The sequence below is a fragment of the Marivita sp. genome (assembly GCF_051859345.1).
Taxonomy (GTDB): Bacteria; Pseudomonadota; Alphaproteobacteria; order Rhodobacterales; family Rhodobacteraceae; genus Marivita.
Window position 1 is genome coordinate 1 of sequence record NZ_JBHYFV010000037.1, and the last position, 18,591, is coordinate 18,591.

The window sequence follows — 18,591 nt, forward strand, 5'->3', positions numbered from 1 at the left end:
CCGACGATGTGAACGATGCCCTGACGCAGGTCAGAGACAGGGTAGTAATGAATGCCGAAATCCTTGGCATTCTTGTCAAGCGCCGCAACTTGAATGGCACTGTCTTCTGTCATGTTCTTGGGATCTTCACGTCCCGGCGTTGTCGGAACGTTGTGATCCGGCACGGCAATCGTCTTGTCCGGGGCACGGACGGCCCGGTTCGCCATGCGCAACCCTTCAAATGCCTGAGGGCTGGTGACTTCGTGAACAAGATGCCGGTCGATATACAAAAGACAGGTGCCATCGTCGGCTTCATGCGCGACATGGGCATCCCAGATTTTATCATAGAGCGTTTTGGGGGACATGGGTCCTCTCCCTTAAACTGTGCAAAAGTGGTGGTGTGGTCGTATCAGCTCAGGCGCGAGCGGATAGCCGCGCGAGCACCGTGTGTGTCGCACCGAAAAACCGTTCCCGCAAACGTGCGCGGTCGTCCAGATCGAAAACCATTTCCATAGATCGGCCTTTACATCATCGCACCATGTTCCCGCAAGTGTGCCGCGCATGTCCTATGGGCCTTCGCAGGCTCAACGCCAAGTGATCCAAAGCAGGTTCACCGGCGTATCAATCTCATCAAGGGGCAACATGCTTACAAAACTGAACATCATCCATCTGGGCCTGATCGCGATTCTTTTCGCTGGTCTTGCTGTACACAGTGCGGGCGCAGACACTGACACCGGACCGATTGCCTTAACGCTTCCCATCCCAGACTTGTAAGCGGTTGCACTGTGAGTGCAGCGATGCGACGCTGAAGCAACGCGTTCGCTCGGGCACACAATGGATCCAGATGTCGTCTCTCAACAAACTCTGACCGAGGTTTTTCTTGACCTCTACATCTGGGCCGAGGCGTTTCTGTCCAGTCTTCTGCGACCCTGGAACGCCTACCAGCTGTTCATCGCGCTTGGGGTTTTTGTCGCCGCACATGTCCTTGCGGCCATCATCAAACCCCGGATGCACGATTGGATGCGCACGCGCGAGGGCTGGCCCAAATGGCGAATGCGGGCGCTTGTCGTCTTCCACCGCCGTTTGCGCATGGTCCTTTTCGTCATCTCGATCTGGATTGTGGTTTTCGTCATGCGCGAAGTTACATGGCCATCAAGGTCTTACCTTCTCGCCATCGTCGCAAATCTGGCAATGGCCTGGCTATTGATTGCATTCGCGACGCGGTTGATCAAAAACGCCCTGATGCGCGGGATCGTGCGCTACGGCGCATGGATCTGGGTGACGCTGTCGATCACCGGGCTGGCTGATCAAACTCAATCATTGCTGGACAGCGCGGCGATCACCATCGGAGAGACGCGCCTTTCTATCTGGCTGGTCATTCAAACCGTGGTGATCCTGGCCTCACTCCTGACCTTTGCCCGGCTGATCAGCGGCAGCACAGCCGCCACGATCCGCCGGAACGAGGATATTTCACCCTCGATGCAGGTGCTGGCGATCAAGTTTCTGCAAGTCGCGCTTTTCGGCACCGCGTTCTTCATGGGCCTGCGCATCGTCGGAGTTGATCTGACCGGTCTTGCGGTTCTGTCCGGTGCCATCGGTGTCGGCCTTGGTTTCGGTCTGCAAAAGGTTGTGTCAAACCTTGTTTCCGGCATCATCATCCTGCTCGACAAATCGATCAAGCCGGGTGACGTGATCTCTTTGGGGGACACGTTCGGCTGGATCAATTCGCTGGGCGCGCGGTATGTCAGCGTCGTCACGCGCGACGGCAAGGAATACCTGATCCCGAACGAAGACCTGATCACCGGCCAAGTGGTGAACTGGTCGCATTCCAACGAATTTGTGCGGCTCGATATCTATTTCGGGACCGCTTATGGCGACGATCCACACAAGGTCCGCGACATCGCGATAAAGGCTGCAAAGTCGGTGGACAGGGTGCTTAGCTTCAAGGCGCCAGTCTGTCACATTGTTGGCTTCGGCGACAGTTCGGTGGACTATATCCTGCGGTTCTGGATCAGGGACCCTACCGGCGGTCTGACGAACATCCGTGGAAACGTCTACCTTGCCCTTTGGGATGCGTTCCGGGAACACGGTGTTTCAATCCCGTTCCCGCAGCGCGAGGTGAAAGTCATCGAAGGCTCCGAGCTTGCGACGAAATCGCTCCCGGACTGACGGAACGTTGCGGCTGACAGGGTCTCTCACCTTCCCCATACTATGCGCAACAGAACAAGGGAGACCCTCATGGCAGACGATATCGTACTTCTGGACGGCGCACGCACCGCAATCGGAACATTTGGCGGATCACTTGCAGCAACGCCGCCGATTGATCTTGGGGCAATTGTCGCCCAGGCCGCACTAGAACGCGCTGGCGTCGAGGGTGGACAGATCGGCCATGTGGTCTTTGGCCATGTCATCAACACCGAACCGCGCGATATGTACCTGTCTCGCGTGGCGGCGATGCAGGCGGGCATCCCCGACACAACCCCGGCGATGAACGTGAACCGTCTTTGCGGGTCGGGCGCGCAGGCCATTGTTTCGGCGATCCAGTCACTGATGCTCGGCGATGCTGACTTCGCCTTGGCCGGGGGCGCAGAATCCATGAGTCGCTCACCGTTCATCATCCCGGTCCAGCGTTGGGGGGCCAAGATGGGTGACGTGCGCACACTCGACATGATGCTGGGTGCGCTGAACTGCCCGTTCGGTACAGGCCACATGGGTGTCACTGCGGAAAACGTGGCGGCCGAACATGATGTCACCCGCGAACAGCAAGATGCGTTCGCCTTGACCAGTCAGGAACGCGCAGCAGCAGCAATCAGCAAAGGCCGCTTTGCCAGCCAGATCGTTCCCGTGGACGTCAAAGTGAAACGCGAGATGGTTCCTTTCGACACGGATGAGCATCCCAAAGCAACAACGATGGACGCGCTTGCCGGTTTGAAGACGGTCTTCCAGAAAGACGGAACCGTAACAGCAGGCAATGCGTCCGGGATCAATGACGGTGCGGCCGCGATGGTTTTGTCCACTGCATCTGCTGCCCATAGCGCAGGTCTGAAACCCAAGGCCCGTATCCTTGGCTATGCCCATGCAGGCGTTCGCCCCGAAGTGATGGGCATCGGTCCGGTGCCAGCGGTGGAAAACCTGCTCAAGCGCACGGGCCTTTCCATCTCGGATTTTGACGTGATCGAAAGCAATGAAGCCTTTGCCGCACAGGCGCTTGCCGTGAACAAGGCGCTTGGAATTGATCCCGCAAAGGTGAATCCGAACGGAGGAGCGATTGCGCTGGGTCACCCGGTTGGCGCAACGGGGGCGCTCATCACGATCAAGGCGCTTTACGAACTGGAACGCATTGGCGGGTCGAAAGCGCTGATCACCATGTGTATTGGCGGTGGTCAGGGGATTGCACTGGCCATCGAACGGCTCTGACGGCAGTTCATAACTTGAAGCCCATGGATTTTTTCGTGGGTTTCCTTTCAAACCCGACCGAAGAAACCCGGTCGGGTTAATTTCTTCTTCACCATGATCCCCGACAGTCCCCGTCACAAGAAACGGAGGTCTGGATGAGTGTCGCCAACAAGCTGGCCGAGGAACGCCGCGCGCGTCTGGCGGCGGAGCGTCTACTCGAACTCAAACAAGCCGAGCTTTTTGCCGCCAACCGCAAACTGGGCACCCATGCCCAGAAGCTGAGTAATGAAATTGTCGAAACCCGCGCCGAAGTGGCGATGGTGCGCGGCGAAAATCAGCGGGTGAGAACCGAACTGGGCGTCGCTCATGAGAAAATCCAGATCGCAGAGCGTCGCCTTTGGCATTCGATTGAAACCATTCAAGACGGGTTCGCCTTCTTTGACGCCGACAACCGCATGATCGTCGCCAACCGCGCTTATCTTGCCGTGTTTGACGACCTTCAGGAGGCGCAACCCGGCATCACCTATCCGCGTATCCTGCAACTTCTGACCGAAGAGGGAATCGTCAGTATCGGGAATGAATCTCCTGCGGAGTGGCGCGCCCGGATGCAAGACCGTTGGCAACAGGACGATCCGGAACCGATGGAGATCCAGCTCTGGAACGGCGAACACGTCCGGATTTTTGATCGGCGTGGCCCGTCAGGGGATGTTGTGAGCCTCGCTTTGAACATTACGGCAAGCGTGCGTTACGAAGAACAACTGCACGATGCACGGGAACGTGCCGAAGCGGCCAACCGCGCCAAGTCGGCGTTCCTTGCCAACATGAGCCACGAAATCAGAACACCGATGAACGGTGTTGTGGGCATGGCTGACCTGCTGACCGAAACCGATCTGGACAGCGAACAGCGTCTGTTTGTCGAAACGATCAAACACTCGGGCGAGGCGCTTCTGGTTATCATCAACGACGTTCTGGATTACTCCAAGATCGACGCTGACAAGTTGGTCCTGCACCCTGAACCGTTCGACCTCGAACAGACGCTGCATGAGGTCGTTTTGCTGATGCAGCCCAGCGCGCGGGCCAAGGGCCTGGTGCTCAGGATCGACTACGATGTCCGGCAGCCCACCCGCTTTGTCGCCGATCCCGGCCGCATCCGCCAGATTGTCACAAACCTGATGGGCAATGCGGTCAAGTTCACGCTGGAAGGACACGTCCTCCTGCGTGTCCTCGGCGATGCGGCGGACAAGGATCACGTCACACTGAACATCGTCGTCGAAGACACTGGCATCGGGATCGCGGCAGACAAGGTTGATCATGTGTTCGGCGAATTCAATCAGGTTGAAGATGATCGAAACCGCCAATTCGAAGGAACAGGGCTAGGCCTGAGCATCACCAAGCGCTTGGTCGAGTTGATGGGTGGACATATCTGGATCGACTCGCACGAGGGCGTCGGGAGCAGTTTCGGGTTCAGTATCACCCTCCCGCTTGATCAGGAATGCCGCGAACCGGTGCCAAGGCTTGATCCCGCACTGGAACGAATCCTTGTGATAGACGGAGGAGACTCGGAGGATACAACGCCCCTGGTTGACCAGATCAAAGCCTTGGGAGGCACGCCGGTTCTGTGCACCGATCCGGCAAATCTGACCGCCGAGATGGTCGCAACGGCCAGTCTGACCATCATTGGCCTGGAACCCGACTGCGCGTTGTTCCCTCAGACCATCGCAGCATTAAAGGCAGTCGCCCCGACAAGCCCCGTCCTATCCCTTTCACATGATCCGAAACGTGTGGCAGAGGCCGGGCTGGACCATATCACGACGGTTCAACGCCCCTATGCACGCGCACCGCTTCTTGATGCGATCAAAGCCAGCGCGAAGGCGCCGGAACCTGCACCGAACGTAGATATTCCCGCCAATATCACCGATCTTCCCAAGGTGCTTTTGGCCGAGGACAACCGAACCAACCAATTGGTCTTCCGCAAGATGGTGGGCAAACTGGACATCGCGCTGACGATTGCGAATGACGGGTACGAGGCCGTAACCGCATTCGAAACAGACCGACCCGATGTCATCTTCATGGATATCTCGATGCCCGGCATGGACGGAAAAGAGGCCACCGCCCGCATCCGCTCGATGGAAGGGGAGGGACCGCATGTGCCGATCATCGCCGTCACTGCACACGCGCTGGACGGCGACCGCGACATGATCCTGCAAGCGGGATTGACGGATTATCTGACCAAACCCCTGCGCAAGGACGCGTTGTTAGAAAAACTGGAGCATTATTGTCCGCGGTGTCAGTTGGCCTCGTAGGGTCGCACGAAGACGGGTTTGTCCGCCTCTGACAGATCGTCCCGATATGTATATCCGCCAAGGTCAAAATCCAGAATGGCCTCCGGGTCGGTCAGACGTTTCTGGACGACATACCGCGCCATCGCGCCCCGCGCTTTCTTGGCAAAAAAGCTGACGATCTTGGGGGTCTTGCCGTCGCCCTTGTCCTCCATGAAAGCGGGCGTCACGATGCGCAGGCCCAATGCCTTTGGCGGCACCGCACCGAAATATTCCTGACTGGCGCAGTTGATGAGCGTGTCGGTGTTCAGCTCGGCCGCCTGTGCCTTCAATTGTTTCGCAATCTGGTTGCGCCAATAGTCGTACAGGTTTGCACCCCGACGGGTCTTGAGACGGCTGCCCATCTCGAGGCGATACGCCTGAATGCCATCCAGGGGGCGCAGCAGGCCGTAAAGCCCGGACAAGATGCGCAAATGATCCTGCGCCCAGCGCAGTTCATCCTCGTCCAGTGTATCGGCCTCAAGCCCCTGATAGGTGTCACCGGCAAAGGCAAGCGCAGCTGGGCGCAGATCGTCCGAGGCGGGCGCTTCGTCGAAATCGCGAAACCGGTCGCGGTTCAGCTTGGCCAGATCATCGCTGAGGTCCATCAGGGACTTGAGATTCCCCAAGGTCAGGTTGCGCGCCGTCTTGGCAAGCCGGTTTGCGTCATCCTGAAACACCGGTTCCGTCAAGGTCACGTCACGTTCAGACCAGTCAAGACGTTTGGCCGGGGAGATCACGACAAGCATGGCAGCACCTTTATTGAATTCGCGGTTCCCGGTGATCTAGTTCGCGTTGCGCAGAACGTCCAGAAACGACTCTGCAAACCGCTCTGCACGCCGGTCCCCGATGATGCGGGCAATCCCGGATTCATCCCGCGGTTTGATCTGGGCAACCTTGGCAAGTTGACCCGCTTCGCAGGACATCGGTTTCAGAGTTCCACAGACCCCACGCACCAGTTCCGCCTGAGACGAGAGCAGAGCGTCGTAGATCCCGCCTGCCCCGCCTCCTGCCAATCTGCGCCGCGCGGGATGCGTGTCCGGCACATCCCCCGCAATCACTTCGAGGAAGGCGCGGCCATAACGTTCAAGTTTCTTGGCACCGACCCCGTTGATGCGCGCCATGTCGTCAAGCGTGGCGGGCCGCGTTTCAGCCATTTCGATCAGCGTCTTGTCGGGGAAGATGACGTATGCCGGCACCGACTGTTCCTCGGCAAGAGCGCGGCGTTTGGCCTTGAGGGCAGACAAAAGCGGTGCGTCTTCATCGCTTACCAATGTGCGCACTTGCGGGCGACGTTCGTTGGCCGCTTCGATGCTGTCCCGGCGCAGGTTGATCGACGCTTCGCCGCGCAGGATCGGCCTTGCGGCTTCAGTCATCACCAAGGCACCGTGACGATCAGAGTCAGGGCGCATCAGATCAAAACCCATCATCTGCCGGAACACGGCCTGCCATTCGCCACGTTTGAGATCCTTGCCAACGCCGAAGGTCGGCAGGGCGTCATGGCTGCGCTGCAAGACTTTCTCGGTCCTGGTGCCGAGCAGAATGTCGATGAGATGCCCCGCACCAAAACTTTCACCTGTACGAAGCGCAGCGGACAGCGCCTTGCGCACGGCCTCGGTGCCGTCGAACACCTTGGCGGGTGTATCGCACAGATCACAATTGCCACAGGTGATGTCGTTTTCACCAAAATATCCAAGCAGCGTCTTCCGGCGACACTCCTGTGCCTCGGCCAACCCCAGCAACCCGTTCAAGCGACCGTGGTCGGCATGGCGGCGTTCAGGTGGGGCGTTGCCTTCGTCGATCTGGGACCGGCGCAGGCGAATGTCGTCGGAGCCGTAGAGAGTCAGCGTTTCCGCAGGCGCGCCATCGCGACCGGCGCGACCGATTTCCTGATAGTAGGCTTCGATGGATTTCGGCAGATCGGCATGGGCAACCCAGCGGATGTCCGGCTTGTCCACCCCCATGCCAAAGGCAACTGTGGCGACAACGATCAAGCCGTCTTCAGTGGCAAAACGTGCTTCCACCTGGCGGCGCGCATCGGGGTCCATACCGCCGTGATAGAAACAGGCGGTGTGGCCTTCGGCGTTCAAAGCCTGCGACAGCGTTTCGGTCTTGGCGCGGGTGCCGCAATAGATGATGCCCGACTGGTCTTTGCGGGCCGCCGCAAATTGCAGAATTTGATCACGCGGTTTGTTCTTGGGGGCGAACATCAGGTGAATGTTGGGCCTGTCGAACCCGCGCAGAAAGGTTGTTGGCGCCTGCCCATCGAACAGGCGCGCGACGATTTCATCCTGGGTTTCTGCATCCGCGGTCGCGGTGAACGCGGCCAAGGGCACATCCAGCGCGCGCCGCAATTCGCCGATACGCAGGTAATCAGGGCGGAAATCGTGACCCCACTGGCTGACGCAATGGGCTTCGTCGACGGCGATCAAAGACACACCCGCCTGTTGCAGCATCCGCTGCGTGCCACCCGAGGCAAGGCGTTCCGGGGCAAGGTAAAGCAGCTTCAGTTCGCCGGAATGCAGCATGCCCCAGACCGCGTCGTTCTCTTCGTCGGTATTGGCCGAGGTCAGGGCACCGGCATTGACACCCGCTTCGCGCAGTCCACGCACCTGATCGCGCATCAGGGCGATGAGGGGCGAAATGACCACCGTTACCCCAGGGCGCACCAACGCTGGCAATTGAAAGCACAGGGACTTTCCGCCACCCGTGGGCATGATCGCAAGTACGTTTTCACCCTGTGTCACAGCATCCACGATCTCGGACTGGCCGGGACGGAAACTGTCGAATCCAAAGACATCCCGCAGAATGGCATCTGCGTCGGGCATATCGCGCGGCATCGGTGACCTGTCAGGTTCTTAACTATATCTGCTCTAAATCTGACAGTCTCATACTAAGGATGCGTGAACAAGCCTAAGTGCGGTCAGAAGCTGTAGAACCAGCCTGCGTTGTTCGCCAGCACGATCCGGATGATGTAGACACCGATCAGCGCCACCAGCGGCGCAAGGTCGATCCCGCCCATTGGCGGGAGGATACGCCGAAGGCGGGAATAGAGCGGTTCGAGAATGCGATTCAACGCGTCCCAGATCTGCGCAACGATGGGCTGACGCAGGTTCAGGACCTGGAAATTGATCAGCCAGCTCATGATGACGTGGGCGATAATGAAGAACCACACGATATCGAGCAGCAGCATGAGGATCTGGTAGAGCGATTGCATCGGACGGCTTTCCTTTGACCATGACTTGCCAAGAGGTAGGCGCAAGTGCCCGGAAGAACAAGTCAGAGCGGTTGCCGCGAGGTCGCGGTTGACGTGATCCCCCGTTAGGTCAAGTAGGAAAACAGCAGGAGGTGTCCGATGTATCCGTATATCCGAATGGCGAAAAGCCTATGGCGCGCACGCAAGGCACCAAAGATAGGTCCATGCGGAACTTATGTCTCGCACCATATTTGCTGGCCCTGGGACATCGACATGTGGATGGAGTTGAACAACGGGCGTACTTTGACGCTTTATGACCTGGGGCGGATCCCCTTGGCACAGGTCAACGGGCTGATGGCTGTGGTTCGCAAAAGGCAATGGGGCATGACCATGGCGGGCGTCGTTGTCAGGTATCGGCGTCGCATCCGCGCCTTTGAGCGCTTTGAGATGCGCAGCCGATTGCTATGCTGGGATGAGCGGTTTTTTTACCTTGAACAGTCGATGTGGAAGACAAACGGCGAATGTGCCAATCATGCTGTGTATCGCGCTGCGGTAACCGACAAGAATGGAATTGTCCGCGCGGCTCAGGTTGCCGAGGCGATGAACATGGCAGACGCAACGTCCCCCAAAATGCCCGATTGGGTGTCAAAATGGCTAGAGGCCGAAGACGCCCGACCATGGCCACCGATGCAGGACGCAGTTTAAGCATCACGCCGCTTGTCGCGTTCGCATTTCGCACCCATAACCACGGCAGGGGGAATTGGTATCGTGAACGTCACTCTGCGCAAACGGATCTGGGGCTGGTTCTTTTTTGACTGGGCCAGCCAGCCGTATAACACCCTTCTGATCACCTTTATCTTTGCTCCTTACGTCAAAGAGCTGGTGGGCGACGGATCAACCGCACAATCTGCGTGGGGCTTTGGGATCGGGGCTGCCGGAATCGTGATCGCGCTTCTGGCACCGGTACTGGGCGCGCTGGCTGATACCGGCGGCAATCGCCTCAAATGGATCTGGGTCTTTTCGTTGATGTACATGGTCGGCGCCGGAGGGTTGTGGTTCGCAGCACCGGGCGACTTCAGCCTGATCCTGATCCTGACCTTTTTTGCCATCGGCATGATCGGGATGGAGTTTGCCACAACGTTCACCAATTCCATGCTGCCTGACCTTGGAACCCCGGAAGAGATCGGGCGGATTTCCGGAAATGGCTGGGCCTTTGGTTATGTAGGTGGTCTGGTCGCGCTTGTGATCATGCTGTTGTTCTTTGCCGACAACGCTGAAACGGGACGAACCCTGATCGGACTGGAGCCTGCATTGGGCCTTGATCCAGCCGAGCGGGAAGGCACGCGTGCTGTGGGCCCTTTGGTTGCGATCTGGTTTGCAGTGTTCATGATCCCGTTTTTCCTGTTCGTCCGTGATCCCAAGGCACACAAGGCACCCAAAGGTGCGGTCAAGCTGGCCTTGCGGGACTTGCGCGAGACCCTGCGCCGCTTGCCACAGGAGCGGTCTTTGTTCGCCTTTCTGGGATCGGCAATGTTCTACCGGGACGCGCTGAACGGGATGTATGCCTTTGGCGGCATTTATGCAGCCGGTGTGCTCGGCTGGAGCGTTCAGAATGTCGGCATCTTCGGAATCGTGGCGATCATTGCAGGGGCGATTGCAGCGTGGATCGGCGGGATGGCGGATTCGCGGTTCGGGCCAAAGCCGGTGATCGTGGCCTGTATTCTTGCCCTGACGGCTGTGGCGATTTCGATTGTTCTGATCTCGCGCGATGCAATATTCGGAATTCCCTTGCCCGACGGGTCGGCCCTTCCGGATATCGCGTTTTATATCATCGGTGCCGTGATCGGCGCTGCAGGCGGTGTGATCCAGTCCGCCAGCCGGACCATGATGGTGCGACAAGCCAACCCGGCGCGGATGACCGAAGCGTTTGGCCTCTATGCCCTTGCAGGCAAAGCGACCAGTTTTTTGGCACCGCTGCTGATCGGGATCACCACCTACGCCACCGGGTCGCAGCAATTGGGGGTCAGTCCGGTGATAGGGCTTTTCCTGATCGGTCTTGTGTTGTTAGTCTGGGTCAAACCAAACGGGCATCGGACAGCAACATGAAACGGGCATCGCTTCTTATCGGTCTGGCTTTCCTTCTGGCGGCATGTGGTGGAGACACCGGACCACGCAACAGCGAGTCGGCATCGCTTTCGGCCAATCGCTCAAGCGGCGTTTTAAGCACGCGGGAAGCAAAGCAGCTTTTCGGCGGAATGAATACCGGATCAAGCCAGCCTCCGGCAGCATATGGAAGTTATGCCAAGGGCTGTGCCGCAGGGGCCGTTCAGTTGCCCGAGACAGGTCCGACATGGCAAGCGATGCGCCTGTCGCGGAACCGCAACTGGGGTTTGCCCGAGACGGTTGATTTCCTGCAAGATCTGTCACGCATTGCCGCAAGAGAACCCGGTTGGGCCGGGCTTTATCTCGGCGACATGAGCCAACCGCGCGGGGGGCCGATGCTGACCGGACACGCCAGCCACCAGATCGGGTTGGACGCAGACATCTGGATGCGTACCCCGGACCGTCTGAACCTGACCCAAACAGAGCGCGAAAACATCTCGTCGATCTCGATGCGCCGCTCCAACGGTGCGTTCACCAATGACCAATGGACCAAATCGCACCACAACATCATCAAGGCCGCCGCGAGCGATCCGCGTGTTGCGCGCATTTTCGTGTTCCCCGGTGCGAAGGTCGCCATGTGCAACGCCGAAACCGGTGACCGCAGTTATCTGCGCAAGATCAGACCCTGGTACGGGCATCACTATCACTTCCATGTGCGACTAAGTTGCCCGCGCGGGATGCGCGGATGCGTCGATCAGGCCGCGCCGCCAGCGGGTGACGGGTGTGCCGATGCGCAGGCCTGGGTGAACAACATCCTGAACCCACCGCCGCCCGACCCCAATGCACCACCACCGCGTCCACGTCGGGAACTGACACTTGCCGATCTTCCTGCACAGTGTGAAGCCGTGTTGTCGTCGAACTGATGACCATTGAGCACTGATCCCGCTTTGGCGCGAAACACTCCATCCGCCCGTTTCCTCTCGTCTTATCACTGGACGAGAGAACGAGAAGCGTTTGGCGGGTATTCCGGGATCATACTTGCCCCCGATGGCGCGGATTTTACGCTGCTCAGCGACCGGGCCCACCTGATCGAAGGCACGATTTTCCGGCATGGGACCCGCATCATCGGCGTGCGCAGCACCGAGATCGCACCGCTTGATTTCCCCGACAGCCTGTTTGCCAAGCCTTCGCAACGCGACACCGAAGGCTTGGCGCGTGATGCAAATGGGCGACTCTATATCTCGCTGGAAAGTGACAACCGGGTGATCCGGCAAGAGGTCGATGGCTCTTGGTCGATCCTGCCCGACTATCCGGCGATTGATGCGCTACCGCTCAACCGAGGCCTGGAAGCGTTGGCTATCTCGCCTGACGGAGCGGTTTATTCCTTGCCGGAAGTGTCGGAGGGATTGCAGGTTCCCTTTCCCGTCTTTCGATACCGTGACGCGCAGGGCTGGGATCAGCCATTTTCGATCGTACGCAAGAACGGGTTTTTGCCCGTGGGGGCCGATTTTGGCCCCGATAACCGCCTTTATGTTCTGGAACGTGGGTTTGGCGGTTTTGGTTTTGCCAGTCGCGTGCGGCGTTTTGATCTCGGCAATGCAACGACCGCAGCTTTGGACGGTGAAACCCTTCTGACCAGCAGGACGCGTCAGCATGACAACCTTGAAGGCCTGTCGGTCTGGCTGGCCGAGGACGGATCCTTGCGGCTGACAATGGTGTCTGACGACAATTTCAACTTTTTCCAGAAAACCGAAATCGTGGAATACGCCGTCAGCTATTAACTTGTCTGTGCCGAGGTGTCGCTATAAGCGTCGCGCTATTCCCGGCTTTCGGGAATCAAGTCCCCGCAACCTTGGCAAAACGGGAGTCGAAATGACCCGCGCACATCTTCCTGGCATTATCGCCATGGCCCTCATCGTGTTGGCCTCTAACATTCTGGTTCAGTTCCTTTTCGGGAATTGGCTCACTTGGGGCGCCTTTACCTATCCTCTGGCTTTTCTCGTCACCGATTTGATGAACCGCCTCTACGGCCCCGGACCCGCACGGCAGGTCGTGTTCGCCGGCTTCGTTGTTGGCGTGTTCTGTTCGCTTGTCGGGACTCAGATTCAGGGTGAATTCGGACCTTTGGTGACCTTCCGGATTGCGCTGGCATCCGGTCTCGCGTTCCTGACTGCACAACTTTTGGATGTTGCGATCTTCGACAAGATGCGCGGCGGCGCATGGTGGCGCGCGCCTCTGGCATCAACGTTGATCGGCGCCACAATTGATACCGCGCTCTTTTTCACAATCGCGTTTTCTGGCGCGCTGACCTTTATCGAAGTCGACAACGACGTGTCTTGGGCAGGTGAGATGCTTCCTTTACTGGGGGCTGGCCCGGTTGCACCGCTTTGGGTGTCACTTGCCGTGGCAGACTGGATGGTCAAGATCGCGCTTGCGTTGGTCGCACTGATACCTTTTCGACTCATCGTCCTTCGTTTTCGTGAAAACTCGGCATTGTCATGAGAAAAAGGTTGCGCCTTGCGCAAAGCCTGTCACCCTGAAGCTGCGTTTTATCAACAGCTGAAAGGAGGTGATCCAGTGTCGAGAGAGGTATTGGAGAGAGGTGTCGGAACAGTTCGAGAGGCAGTCATCTAGGGCAACCCCTGGGTGAAGAGCCCATTGAATTGGTGAGGAGCCTAACCGGACCCCGCCTCCGTAAGTCTCGAAGGGTCGCCCATGTGGCGACCCTTTTTGCATGAGACCCTCAACACCATGTGATGAATTATGTTGCTCATTTCTGACACCATCACCATCGAAGACTGGGAACTGACCGAACAGTTCATCCGCGCCTCCGGGCCGGGTGGGCAAAATGTCAACAAGGTCTCAAGTGCCGTGGAATTGCGGTTCGAGGCCGAAAGATCACCAAATTTGCCCGGTCCGGTGAAAAACCGGCTGCGCCGCATCGCCGGGCGCAGATGGAGCAAGGAAGGTGCGCTGATCCTTCAGGTGGATGAAACCCGGTCACAGGCACGCAACCGCGACATCGCGCGGGACAGGTTGAAGGAAATGATCCTCCAAGCCCTCAAACCGCCGAAACGCCGCATTCCGACAAAGCCGACACTGGGGTCCAAGAAACGGCGGCTGAAAGCCAAGAAGGTTCGCGGCGACGTAAAATCACTGCGCGGCAAGGTCGATCCGGACGGATCCTGAAACCTTTCGCATTAAGCGAAGAGGCCAACGCGCCGGGTCAGAATCGGTCGAGCAAGCGTTCCAGGTATTCCAGTTCCTCTTCCGGACGTTCTCCCTCACCCGAGCGGCGACGGATTTCGTCAAGCAACTCGCGCGCGCGGCGATAGACATCTTCCCCTTGCAACAGGTTCTCGTTTGACCCGATCTGCCCGTTCGATCCGACGTTCCGACCCAGCGGATCGCGCTGCTGACCTGGGTCTGTACCATCTGCCATGCCCTGTTGGCCCTGACCCTGCTGCTGTTGTTGTGCCATCGCTTCGCCAAGGTTGCGCATCCCTTCACGAAGCGCTTCCATCGCTTCGGACTGGTTGTCGATGGCACCAGCAAGATCATCCCCGCGCAACGCCTCTTCGGCCCCTTCCATGGCCCCTTCGGCACGGTCCAATGCCTCGCGGGCGGCATCACCGGCTTCAGTGCCAGCACCGGGCAGGTTCTGGGATTGACGGTTCAATTCCTGGCGCAAGGCGCGCTGCCGTTCGGCAAGGCTTTCTTCAAGGCTTTGACCTTCACCATTCTGGCCTTGGCCCGGCTGTTGACCGGGTTGCTGTCCCTGACCCTGCTGTTGGCCTTGACCCTGCTGCCCTTGTTGTTGGCCCGGCTGTTGACCCTGTTGTCCCTGCTGCCCCGGATTGAACTGTTCCTGAAGATCGCGGAACGCCTGATCGGACAGGCCCTGCTGGTCGCGCAGCGTTTCCGCCAGACCTTCCATAGCCTGTTCCCCCGGCGACTGGCCCTGTTGGCCCTGCCCTTGGGTGACCTGCATGTTTTCCATCATCTGGCGCAGCTGTTCGAGCGCTTCCTGCGCTTCGGCCATACGGCCCTGTTCCATCAACTCCTGAATGCGGTCCATCATTTCCTGGAGATCGTTCTGGCTCATCTCCATCATGTTCTGGTTCTGATTCTGGGTCATCTCCTGATCAGGGTTTTCCTGAGCATCCCGCTGGGCCTGACGCGACAATTGACGCAGGTAGTCATCCGTTGCTTCACGCAACTCCTGCATCAGTTCGGCAATTTCCTGATCCGAGGCACCGTTGCGCATCGCCTCTGACAGCCGATCCTGCGCCCGCTGCAAACGTTCGAGCGCATCCTCGAGATCACCTTCTTCAAGACGCAAGGCAAGATCCCACATGGCTTGCGAAATTTCGGCCTGTTGGTCATCGGTCATCTGAACCTGAGACAGCGCCTCAACACGGCGCATGATGGTGCGCAGACGCAAGAAATCGGTACTTGAACGGAAAACGTCATCGGGCCGGTGCGAAATGGCCCGCATCAGCATCGCGATGTCTGCCGCGTTCTCCCGGTTCCACAATAGCGACCTGCGCAGGTCAATGATGGCAGCCGCCATCGGATCAAAAAAGCGCCGACCCGGAAGGTCGATCACTTCGGATGGTGCTTCGCCCATCTGGTCCGCCTCGTCGACGACACTCAGGCTGATCGTGACGGGCAGGTTGGCCCAAGGATGTTCCGAAAAATTATCGACAAGCGTTTCGGTAAATTCCGACCGATCACCGGCAATCGGCATCGGCAAGGGCAGTTCGATCATCGCGCGGGATTCTGGATCAATCCGCAGGCCATAGCGCCGGTTGACCGCATCCAGCGCAAGTTCGATCCGCATGGTGCCGTTGGCCACGGCGTAATCGTCCTTTGCGGTAAACGGGATTTGCGCTTCGCCGTCGTAGCTGACCTCGATCTCACCATCGCGGTTGACCTCGGGTGCGCGATCAGGCGTTGCCACAACATTCCAGGAGCGCCCACCGGGTCCGTCAATTTCAAGTCGGCCGGATTGCTCAACATTGAATTCCTGCGCCGTATTTGTCGATGCTGCGATCAAGTCTTCCGGAGTGGCGATCGGGGACACGCTGCCCGATACCGTCTCGGACACACTCAGCGCGCCCACCTCGCCGTAAAAGCGCAGGGTGACACGGCTGCCTTGCGGCGTTTCAAGCTGAGCCACATCAATGTCATTCAGATAGATCGACGGCAGTCCCGTGTAATACGGCGGCTCCAGCCAGCCTTCCCATGTAGGGCCTGACGCCAGATCGGATCCGGTTGGGCCCATCGCAGAAACAGTCTGCACCTTGAGCACCGACCCAAACACGCCGGCAACCAGAAACGCCAGAACAGCCACATAGCGCAATGCGAAAGGATCCGCCTTGGCGACCCGAAGATCGGGTTCAGCCGCTCTTGCATTCTTGAGACGGGCCACCATTCGCGCCTGGTGCGCTTTCCAGACAGTCGAGGAGGCCGCATCACCCGCGCCAATGGCCTGACTGTCCATGGAGGCCAGGATCGGATTGCCGGGCAGCGTCGCATCCAGGCGCGCAAGGGCCGAAGCTTGCGTTGGCCACGAAAAGCGGCGCACACCACGCACAAACGCCCAAAGCGCACCAAGCCCTGAAATCCCGATCACGGTCCAAACCGCTTCGACTGGAAGGTAATCCTGCAGACCAAGCATCAGAAAGGCGAGAACGGCAAAGATCACCGACCAGAATGGCCAGAACGCACGCACAATGGTTTCGGCCCCCATACCCAATCGGGTCAGGAACAACGGCCAACGCAGGGCCGTGTTTATCTCGTTTGGCAGGTCATCGCGTGCGGTCATTCCGATCTCCCGGCTCCTTGACTGCAGGGGAATACCTCACAGCCATGGGGGAATGGTATCTCGGTTTATGATTTCGTCAAAGTCGGGGCGCTGCCGAATGACGGCGAATTGATCACCCTTGGCCAAAACTTCAGGCACAAGGGGCCGCGTGTTGTATTCGCTGGCCATCACCGCGCCGTACGCCCCCGCAGATCGGAACGCCACAAGGTCACCCGCTTGAAGGGGCGGCATCATGCGATTCTTGGCAAAGGTATCCCCGGATTCGCAAACCGGCCCCACGATGTCATAGGGCTGTTGCTCGACTCCCGGAGAAGGCTCGATGATGGGTACAATGTCGTGATACGCGTCATACATCGCCGGGCGGATGAGATCGTTCATTGCCCCATCCAGGATCAGGAACTGCCGCCCCTCGCCCTGTTTCACATAGATCACGCGACTGACCAGAATACCCGCATTTCCGACAATCAGACGACCTGGTTCTATCTCGATCTCGCAGCCCAGATGGCCTACCGTCCGTTTGATCAGCGCGCCGTAATCTGACGGCAACGGCGGGGCCTCATTGGATCGCGCATAAGGAATGCCAAGACCACCGCCCAGATCAAGCCGCATGATGGTATGCCCATCGGAGCGCAGTTGCTCAGTCAACTCTGCCACTTTGCGATAGGCAAGCTCATAAGGTTCCAGATCGGTCAATTGGGATCCGATATGCACGTCGATACCGATCACCTTGATCCCCGGCAGCGCCGCAGCCTCGGCATAAACCGAACGGGCCTTGCCAATCGGAATCCCGAACTTGTTTTCGGATTTCCCGGTGGCAATCTTTGCATGGGTCTTGGCATCGACATCCGGATTGACGCGCACGGTGATCGGCACGATCACGCCCATCGCCGTCGCAACCTCGGAGATGACATGCAATTCCGGTTCGCTCTCAACGTTGATCTGGCGGATTCCGCCCTCCAGAGCGGCCCGAATTTCAGACCGCGTTTTCCCGACACCCGAGAAAACAATGCGGTCCCCCGGAACTCCGGCGGCCTTGGCACGCGCGTACTCTCCGCCCGACACCACATCCATGCCTGCACCAAGGTCCGCCAAAGTCTTGAGAATGGCCTGATTCGAAGCCGCTTTCATCGCATAGCAAACCAAGTGATCCATGCCGTCGAGCGCGTCATCGAAAAGTTGGAAATGCCGCGTCAGGGTTGCGGTGGAATACAGGTAAAACGGCGTCCCGACTGCGGCTGCAATATCGGAAACCGATACGTCTTCGACGTGTAATTCGCCGTCACGATAGAGAAAATGATCCAAAGCCGCCTCCGATCCAGACCGCGCCGCAGTAACCCAGCGCCGTAATCTGCGCCACCCTTCCTGCTTCTTCTTTTTCCAAATATGCAAACGCGACACGTGCCACAAAGGCAGGTGTCACATGATGGTTCACTCGACCGGACGCGCACGCAGGAACAGGTACAGCGGAAGACCGCAACTGACACCGATGCAATAGGTCGCCGGTATGGCGATCAGCGCAACCCAGTTCCGCCGCACCGCAACCTCGGCAATGATCCAGATGGTCAGAGTGACAGCGGCTATTGTCAGATCCCAAGTCAGGCCGGTGGTGGCGTCGTTCACATACCAGGCGTCAATCATCGCGCCCAGTGACCAGCCATTTTCCTGAAACCATGACACGAAATAAAACATCGGGTGGATCGCCCCCCAAACGGCAAGGGCAAGATAAATCCAGCGCATTGGCGACATCAGAAACTTGCTCCTACCGTAAC

Annotated in this window: 16 protein-coding genes; 9 read left to right on the plus strand and 7 right to left on the minus strand. The window is 58.5% G+C overall.

From position 1 onward, the window contains the following. On the minus strand, positions 1-344 hold a 344-nt coding region (locus ACTIEN_RS17965), incomplete at its 3' end, for an aconitase family protein (protein WP_439524531.1). A gap of 469 nt (positions 345-813) precedes the next feature. Here ACTIEN_RS17965 and ACTIEN_RS17970 point away from each other — a divergent pair. The 3 genes from ACTIEN_RS17970 (at position 814) to ACTIEN_RS17980 (ending at position 5,678) form a co-directional block, all read left to right on the plus strand. Further along, positions 814-2,148, plus strand: coding sequence for a mechanosensitive ion channel family protein (locus tag ACTIEN_RS17970; RefSeq protein ID WP_439524532.1), 1,335 nt, complete (start codon positions 814-816; stop codon positions 2,146-2,148). A gap of 69 nt (positions 2,149-2,217) precedes the next feature. Beyond that, a complete protein-coding gene (locus ACTIEN_RS17975; protein ID WP_439524533.1) occupies positions 2,218-3,396 on the plus strand; it encodes an acetyl-CoA C-acyltransferase family protein in 1,179 nt (392 codons plus the stop codon). 134 nt (positions 3,397-3,530) lie between these two features. Beyond that, on the plus strand, positions 3,531-5,678 hold the full coding sequence (locus ACTIEN_RS17980) for an ATP-binding protein (protein ID WP_439524534.1): 2,148 nt from the start codon (positions 3,531-3,533) through the stop codon (positions 5,676-5,678). On the opposite strand, the gene yaaA is transcribed toward ACTIEN_RS17980, so the two are convergent. The 3 genes from yaaA to ACTIEN_RS17995 form a co-directional block, all read right to left on the minus strand. Beyond that, positions 5,663-6,442, minus strand: a complete 780-nt coding sequence (yaaA, locus tag ACTIEN_RS17985) for a peroxide stress protein YaaA (protein WP_439524535.1) — start codon at positions 6,440-6,442, stop codon at positions 5,663-5,665. The genes ACTIEN_RS17980 and yaaA overlap by 16 nt on opposite strands. 36 nt (positions 6,443-6,478) lie before the next feature. After that, positions 6,479-8,533 (minus strand): DNA helicase RecQ, encoded by a 2,055-nt coding sequence (recQ, locus tag ACTIEN_RS17990; RefSeq protein WP_439524536.1) that lies wholly within the window; start codon positions 8,531-8,533, stop codon positions 6,479-6,481. An 83-nt stretch (positions 8,534-8,616) separates the two neighbouring features. Continuing rightward, the gene (locus tag ACTIEN_RS17995) at positions 8,617-8,910 is read right to left on the minus strand and encodes a YggT family protein (RefSeq protein WP_439524537.1); all 294 of its coding nucleotides are present in this window, start codon (positions 8,908-8,910) and stop codon (positions 8,617-8,619) included. 156 nt (positions 8,911-9,066) lie between these two features. Here ACTIEN_RS17995 and ACTIEN_RS18000 point away from each other — a divergent pair, with 156 nt between their 5' ends. The 6 genes from ACTIEN_RS18000 (at position 9,067) to arfB (ending at position 14,181) form a co-directional block, all read left to right on the plus strand. Then, on the plus strand, positions 9,067-9,594 hold the full coding sequence (locus tag ACTIEN_RS18000; RefSeq protein ID WP_439524562.1) for an acyl-CoA thioesterase: 528 nt from the start codon (positions 9,067-9,069) through the stop codon (positions 9,592-9,594). A 60-nt stretch (positions 9,595-9,654) separates the two neighbouring features. Continuing rightward, positions 9,655-10,995, plus strand: a complete 1,341-nt coding sequence (locus ACTIEN_RS18005; protein WP_439524563.1) for an MFS transporter — start codon at positions 9,655-9,657, stop codon at positions 10,993-10,995. After that, positions 10,992-11,915: a penicillin-insensitive murein endopeptidase gene (mepA, locus tag ACTIEN_RS18010; RefSeq protein WP_439524538.1), complete on the plus strand. Its 924-nt coding sequence runs from the start codon at positions 10,992-10,994 to the stop codon at positions 11,913-11,915. The genes ACTIEN_RS18005 and mepA overlap by 4 nt, the downstream gene beginning before the upstream one ends. Before the next feature lie 6 nt (positions 11,916-11,921). Beyond that, positions 11,922-12,773 (plus strand): esterase-like activity of phytase family protein, encoded by an 852-nt coding sequence (locus ACTIEN_RS18015; RefSeq protein WP_439524539.1) that lies wholly within the window; start codon positions 11,922-11,924, stop codon positions 12,771-12,773. Between the two features lie 91 nt (positions 12,774-12,864). Then, positions 12,865-13,494, plus strand: a complete 630-nt coding sequence (locus ACTIEN_RS18020) for a queuosine precursor transporter (protein WP_439524540.1) — start codon at positions 12,865-12,867, stop codon at positions 13,492-13,494. A gap of 261 nt (positions 13,495-13,755) precedes the next feature. Continuing rightward, entirely contained in the window at positions 13,756-14,181 is a 426-nt protein-coding gene (arfB, locus tag ACTIEN_RS18025; RefSeq protein ID WP_439524541.1) for an alternative ribosome rescue aminoacyl-tRNA hydrolase ArfB, read from the plus strand. Positions 14,182-14,218: 37 nt separating this feature from the next. Here arfB and ACTIEN_RS18030 read toward each other — a convergent pair whose 3' ends face one another. The 3 genes from ACTIEN_RS18030 to ACTIEN_RS18040 all read right to left on the minus strand — a co-directional run bounded on the left by ACTIEN_RS18030 (position 14,219) and on the right by ACTIEN_RS18040 (position 18,568). Next, positions 14,219-16,822, minus strand: coding sequence for a TIGR02302 family protein (locus tag ACTIEN_RS18030; RefSeq protein ID WP_439524542.1), 2,604 nt, complete (start codon positions 16,820-16,822; stop codon positions 14,219-14,221). Positions 16,823-16,858: 36 nt separating this feature from the next. After that, complete coding sequence (gene lysA / locus ACTIEN_RS18035) at positions 16,859-18,124, minus strand: diaminopimelate decarboxylase (protein WP_439524543.1); 1,266 nt, start codon at positions 18,122-18,124, stop codon at positions 16,859-16,861. A gap of 126 nt (positions 18,125-18,250) precedes the next feature. After that, positions 18,251-18,568, minus strand: a complete 318-nt coding sequence (locus ACTIEN_RS18040) for a DUF2834 domain-containing protein (RefSeq protein ID WP_439524544.1) — start codon at positions 18,566-18,568, stop codon at positions 18,251-18,253. Positions 18,569-18,591 lie beyond the last annotated feature (23 nt).

What these genes read in the sequence shown, in the direction of transcription:
- ACTIEN_RS17970 (WP_439524532.1), top strand. Translation starts at nt 814, where the DNA reads ATGGATCCAGATGTCGTCTCTCAACAAACTCTGACCGAGGTTTTTCTT.
- ACTIEN_RS17975 (WP_439524533.1), top strand. Translation starts at nt 2,218, where the DNA reads ATGGCAGACGATATCGTACTTCTGGACGGCGCACGCACCGCAATCGGA.
- ACTIEN_RS17980 (WP_439524534.1), top strand. Translation starts at nt 3,531, where the DNA reads ATGAGTGTCGCCAACAAGCTGGCCGAGGAACGCCGCGCGCGTCTGGCG.
- yaaA (WP_439524535.1), bottom strand. Translation starts at nt 6,442, where the DNA reads ATGCTTGTCGTGATCTCCCCGGCCAAACGTCTTGACTGGTCTGAACGT.
- recQ (WP_439524536.1), bottom strand. Translation starts at nt 8,533, where the DNA reads ATGCCGCGCGATATGCCCGACGCAGATGCCATTCTGCGGGATGTCTTT.
- ACTIEN_RS17995 (WP_439524537.1), bottom strand. Translation starts at nt 8,910, where the DNA reads ATGCAATCGCTCTACCAGATCCTCATGCTGCTGCTCGATATCGTGTGG.
- ACTIEN_RS18000 (WP_439524562.1), top strand. Translation starts at nt 9,067, where the DNA reads ATGGCGAAAAGCCTATGGCGCGCACGCAAGGCACCAAAGATAGGTCCA.
- mepA (WP_439524538.1), top strand. Translation starts at nt 10,992, where the DNA reads ATGAAACGGGCATCGCTTCTTATCGGTCTGGCTTTCCTTCTGGCGGCA.
- ACTIEN_RS18020 (WP_439524540.1), top strand. Translation starts at nt 12,865, where the DNA reads ATGACCCGCGCACATCTTCCTGGCATTATCGCCATGGCCCTCATCGTG.
- arfB (WP_439524541.1), top strand. Translation starts at nt 13,756, where the DNA reads ATGTTGCTCATTTCTGACACCATCACCATCGAAGACTGGGAACTGACC.
- ACTIEN_RS18030 (WP_439524542.1), bottom strand. Translation starts at nt 16,822, where the DNA reads ATGACCGCACGCGATGACCTGCCAAACGAGATAAACACGGCCCTGCGT.
- ACTIEN_RS18040 (WP_439524544.1), bottom strand. Translation starts at nt 18,568, where the DNA reads ATGTCGCCAATGCGCTGGATTTATCTTGCCCTTGCCGTTTGGGGGGCG.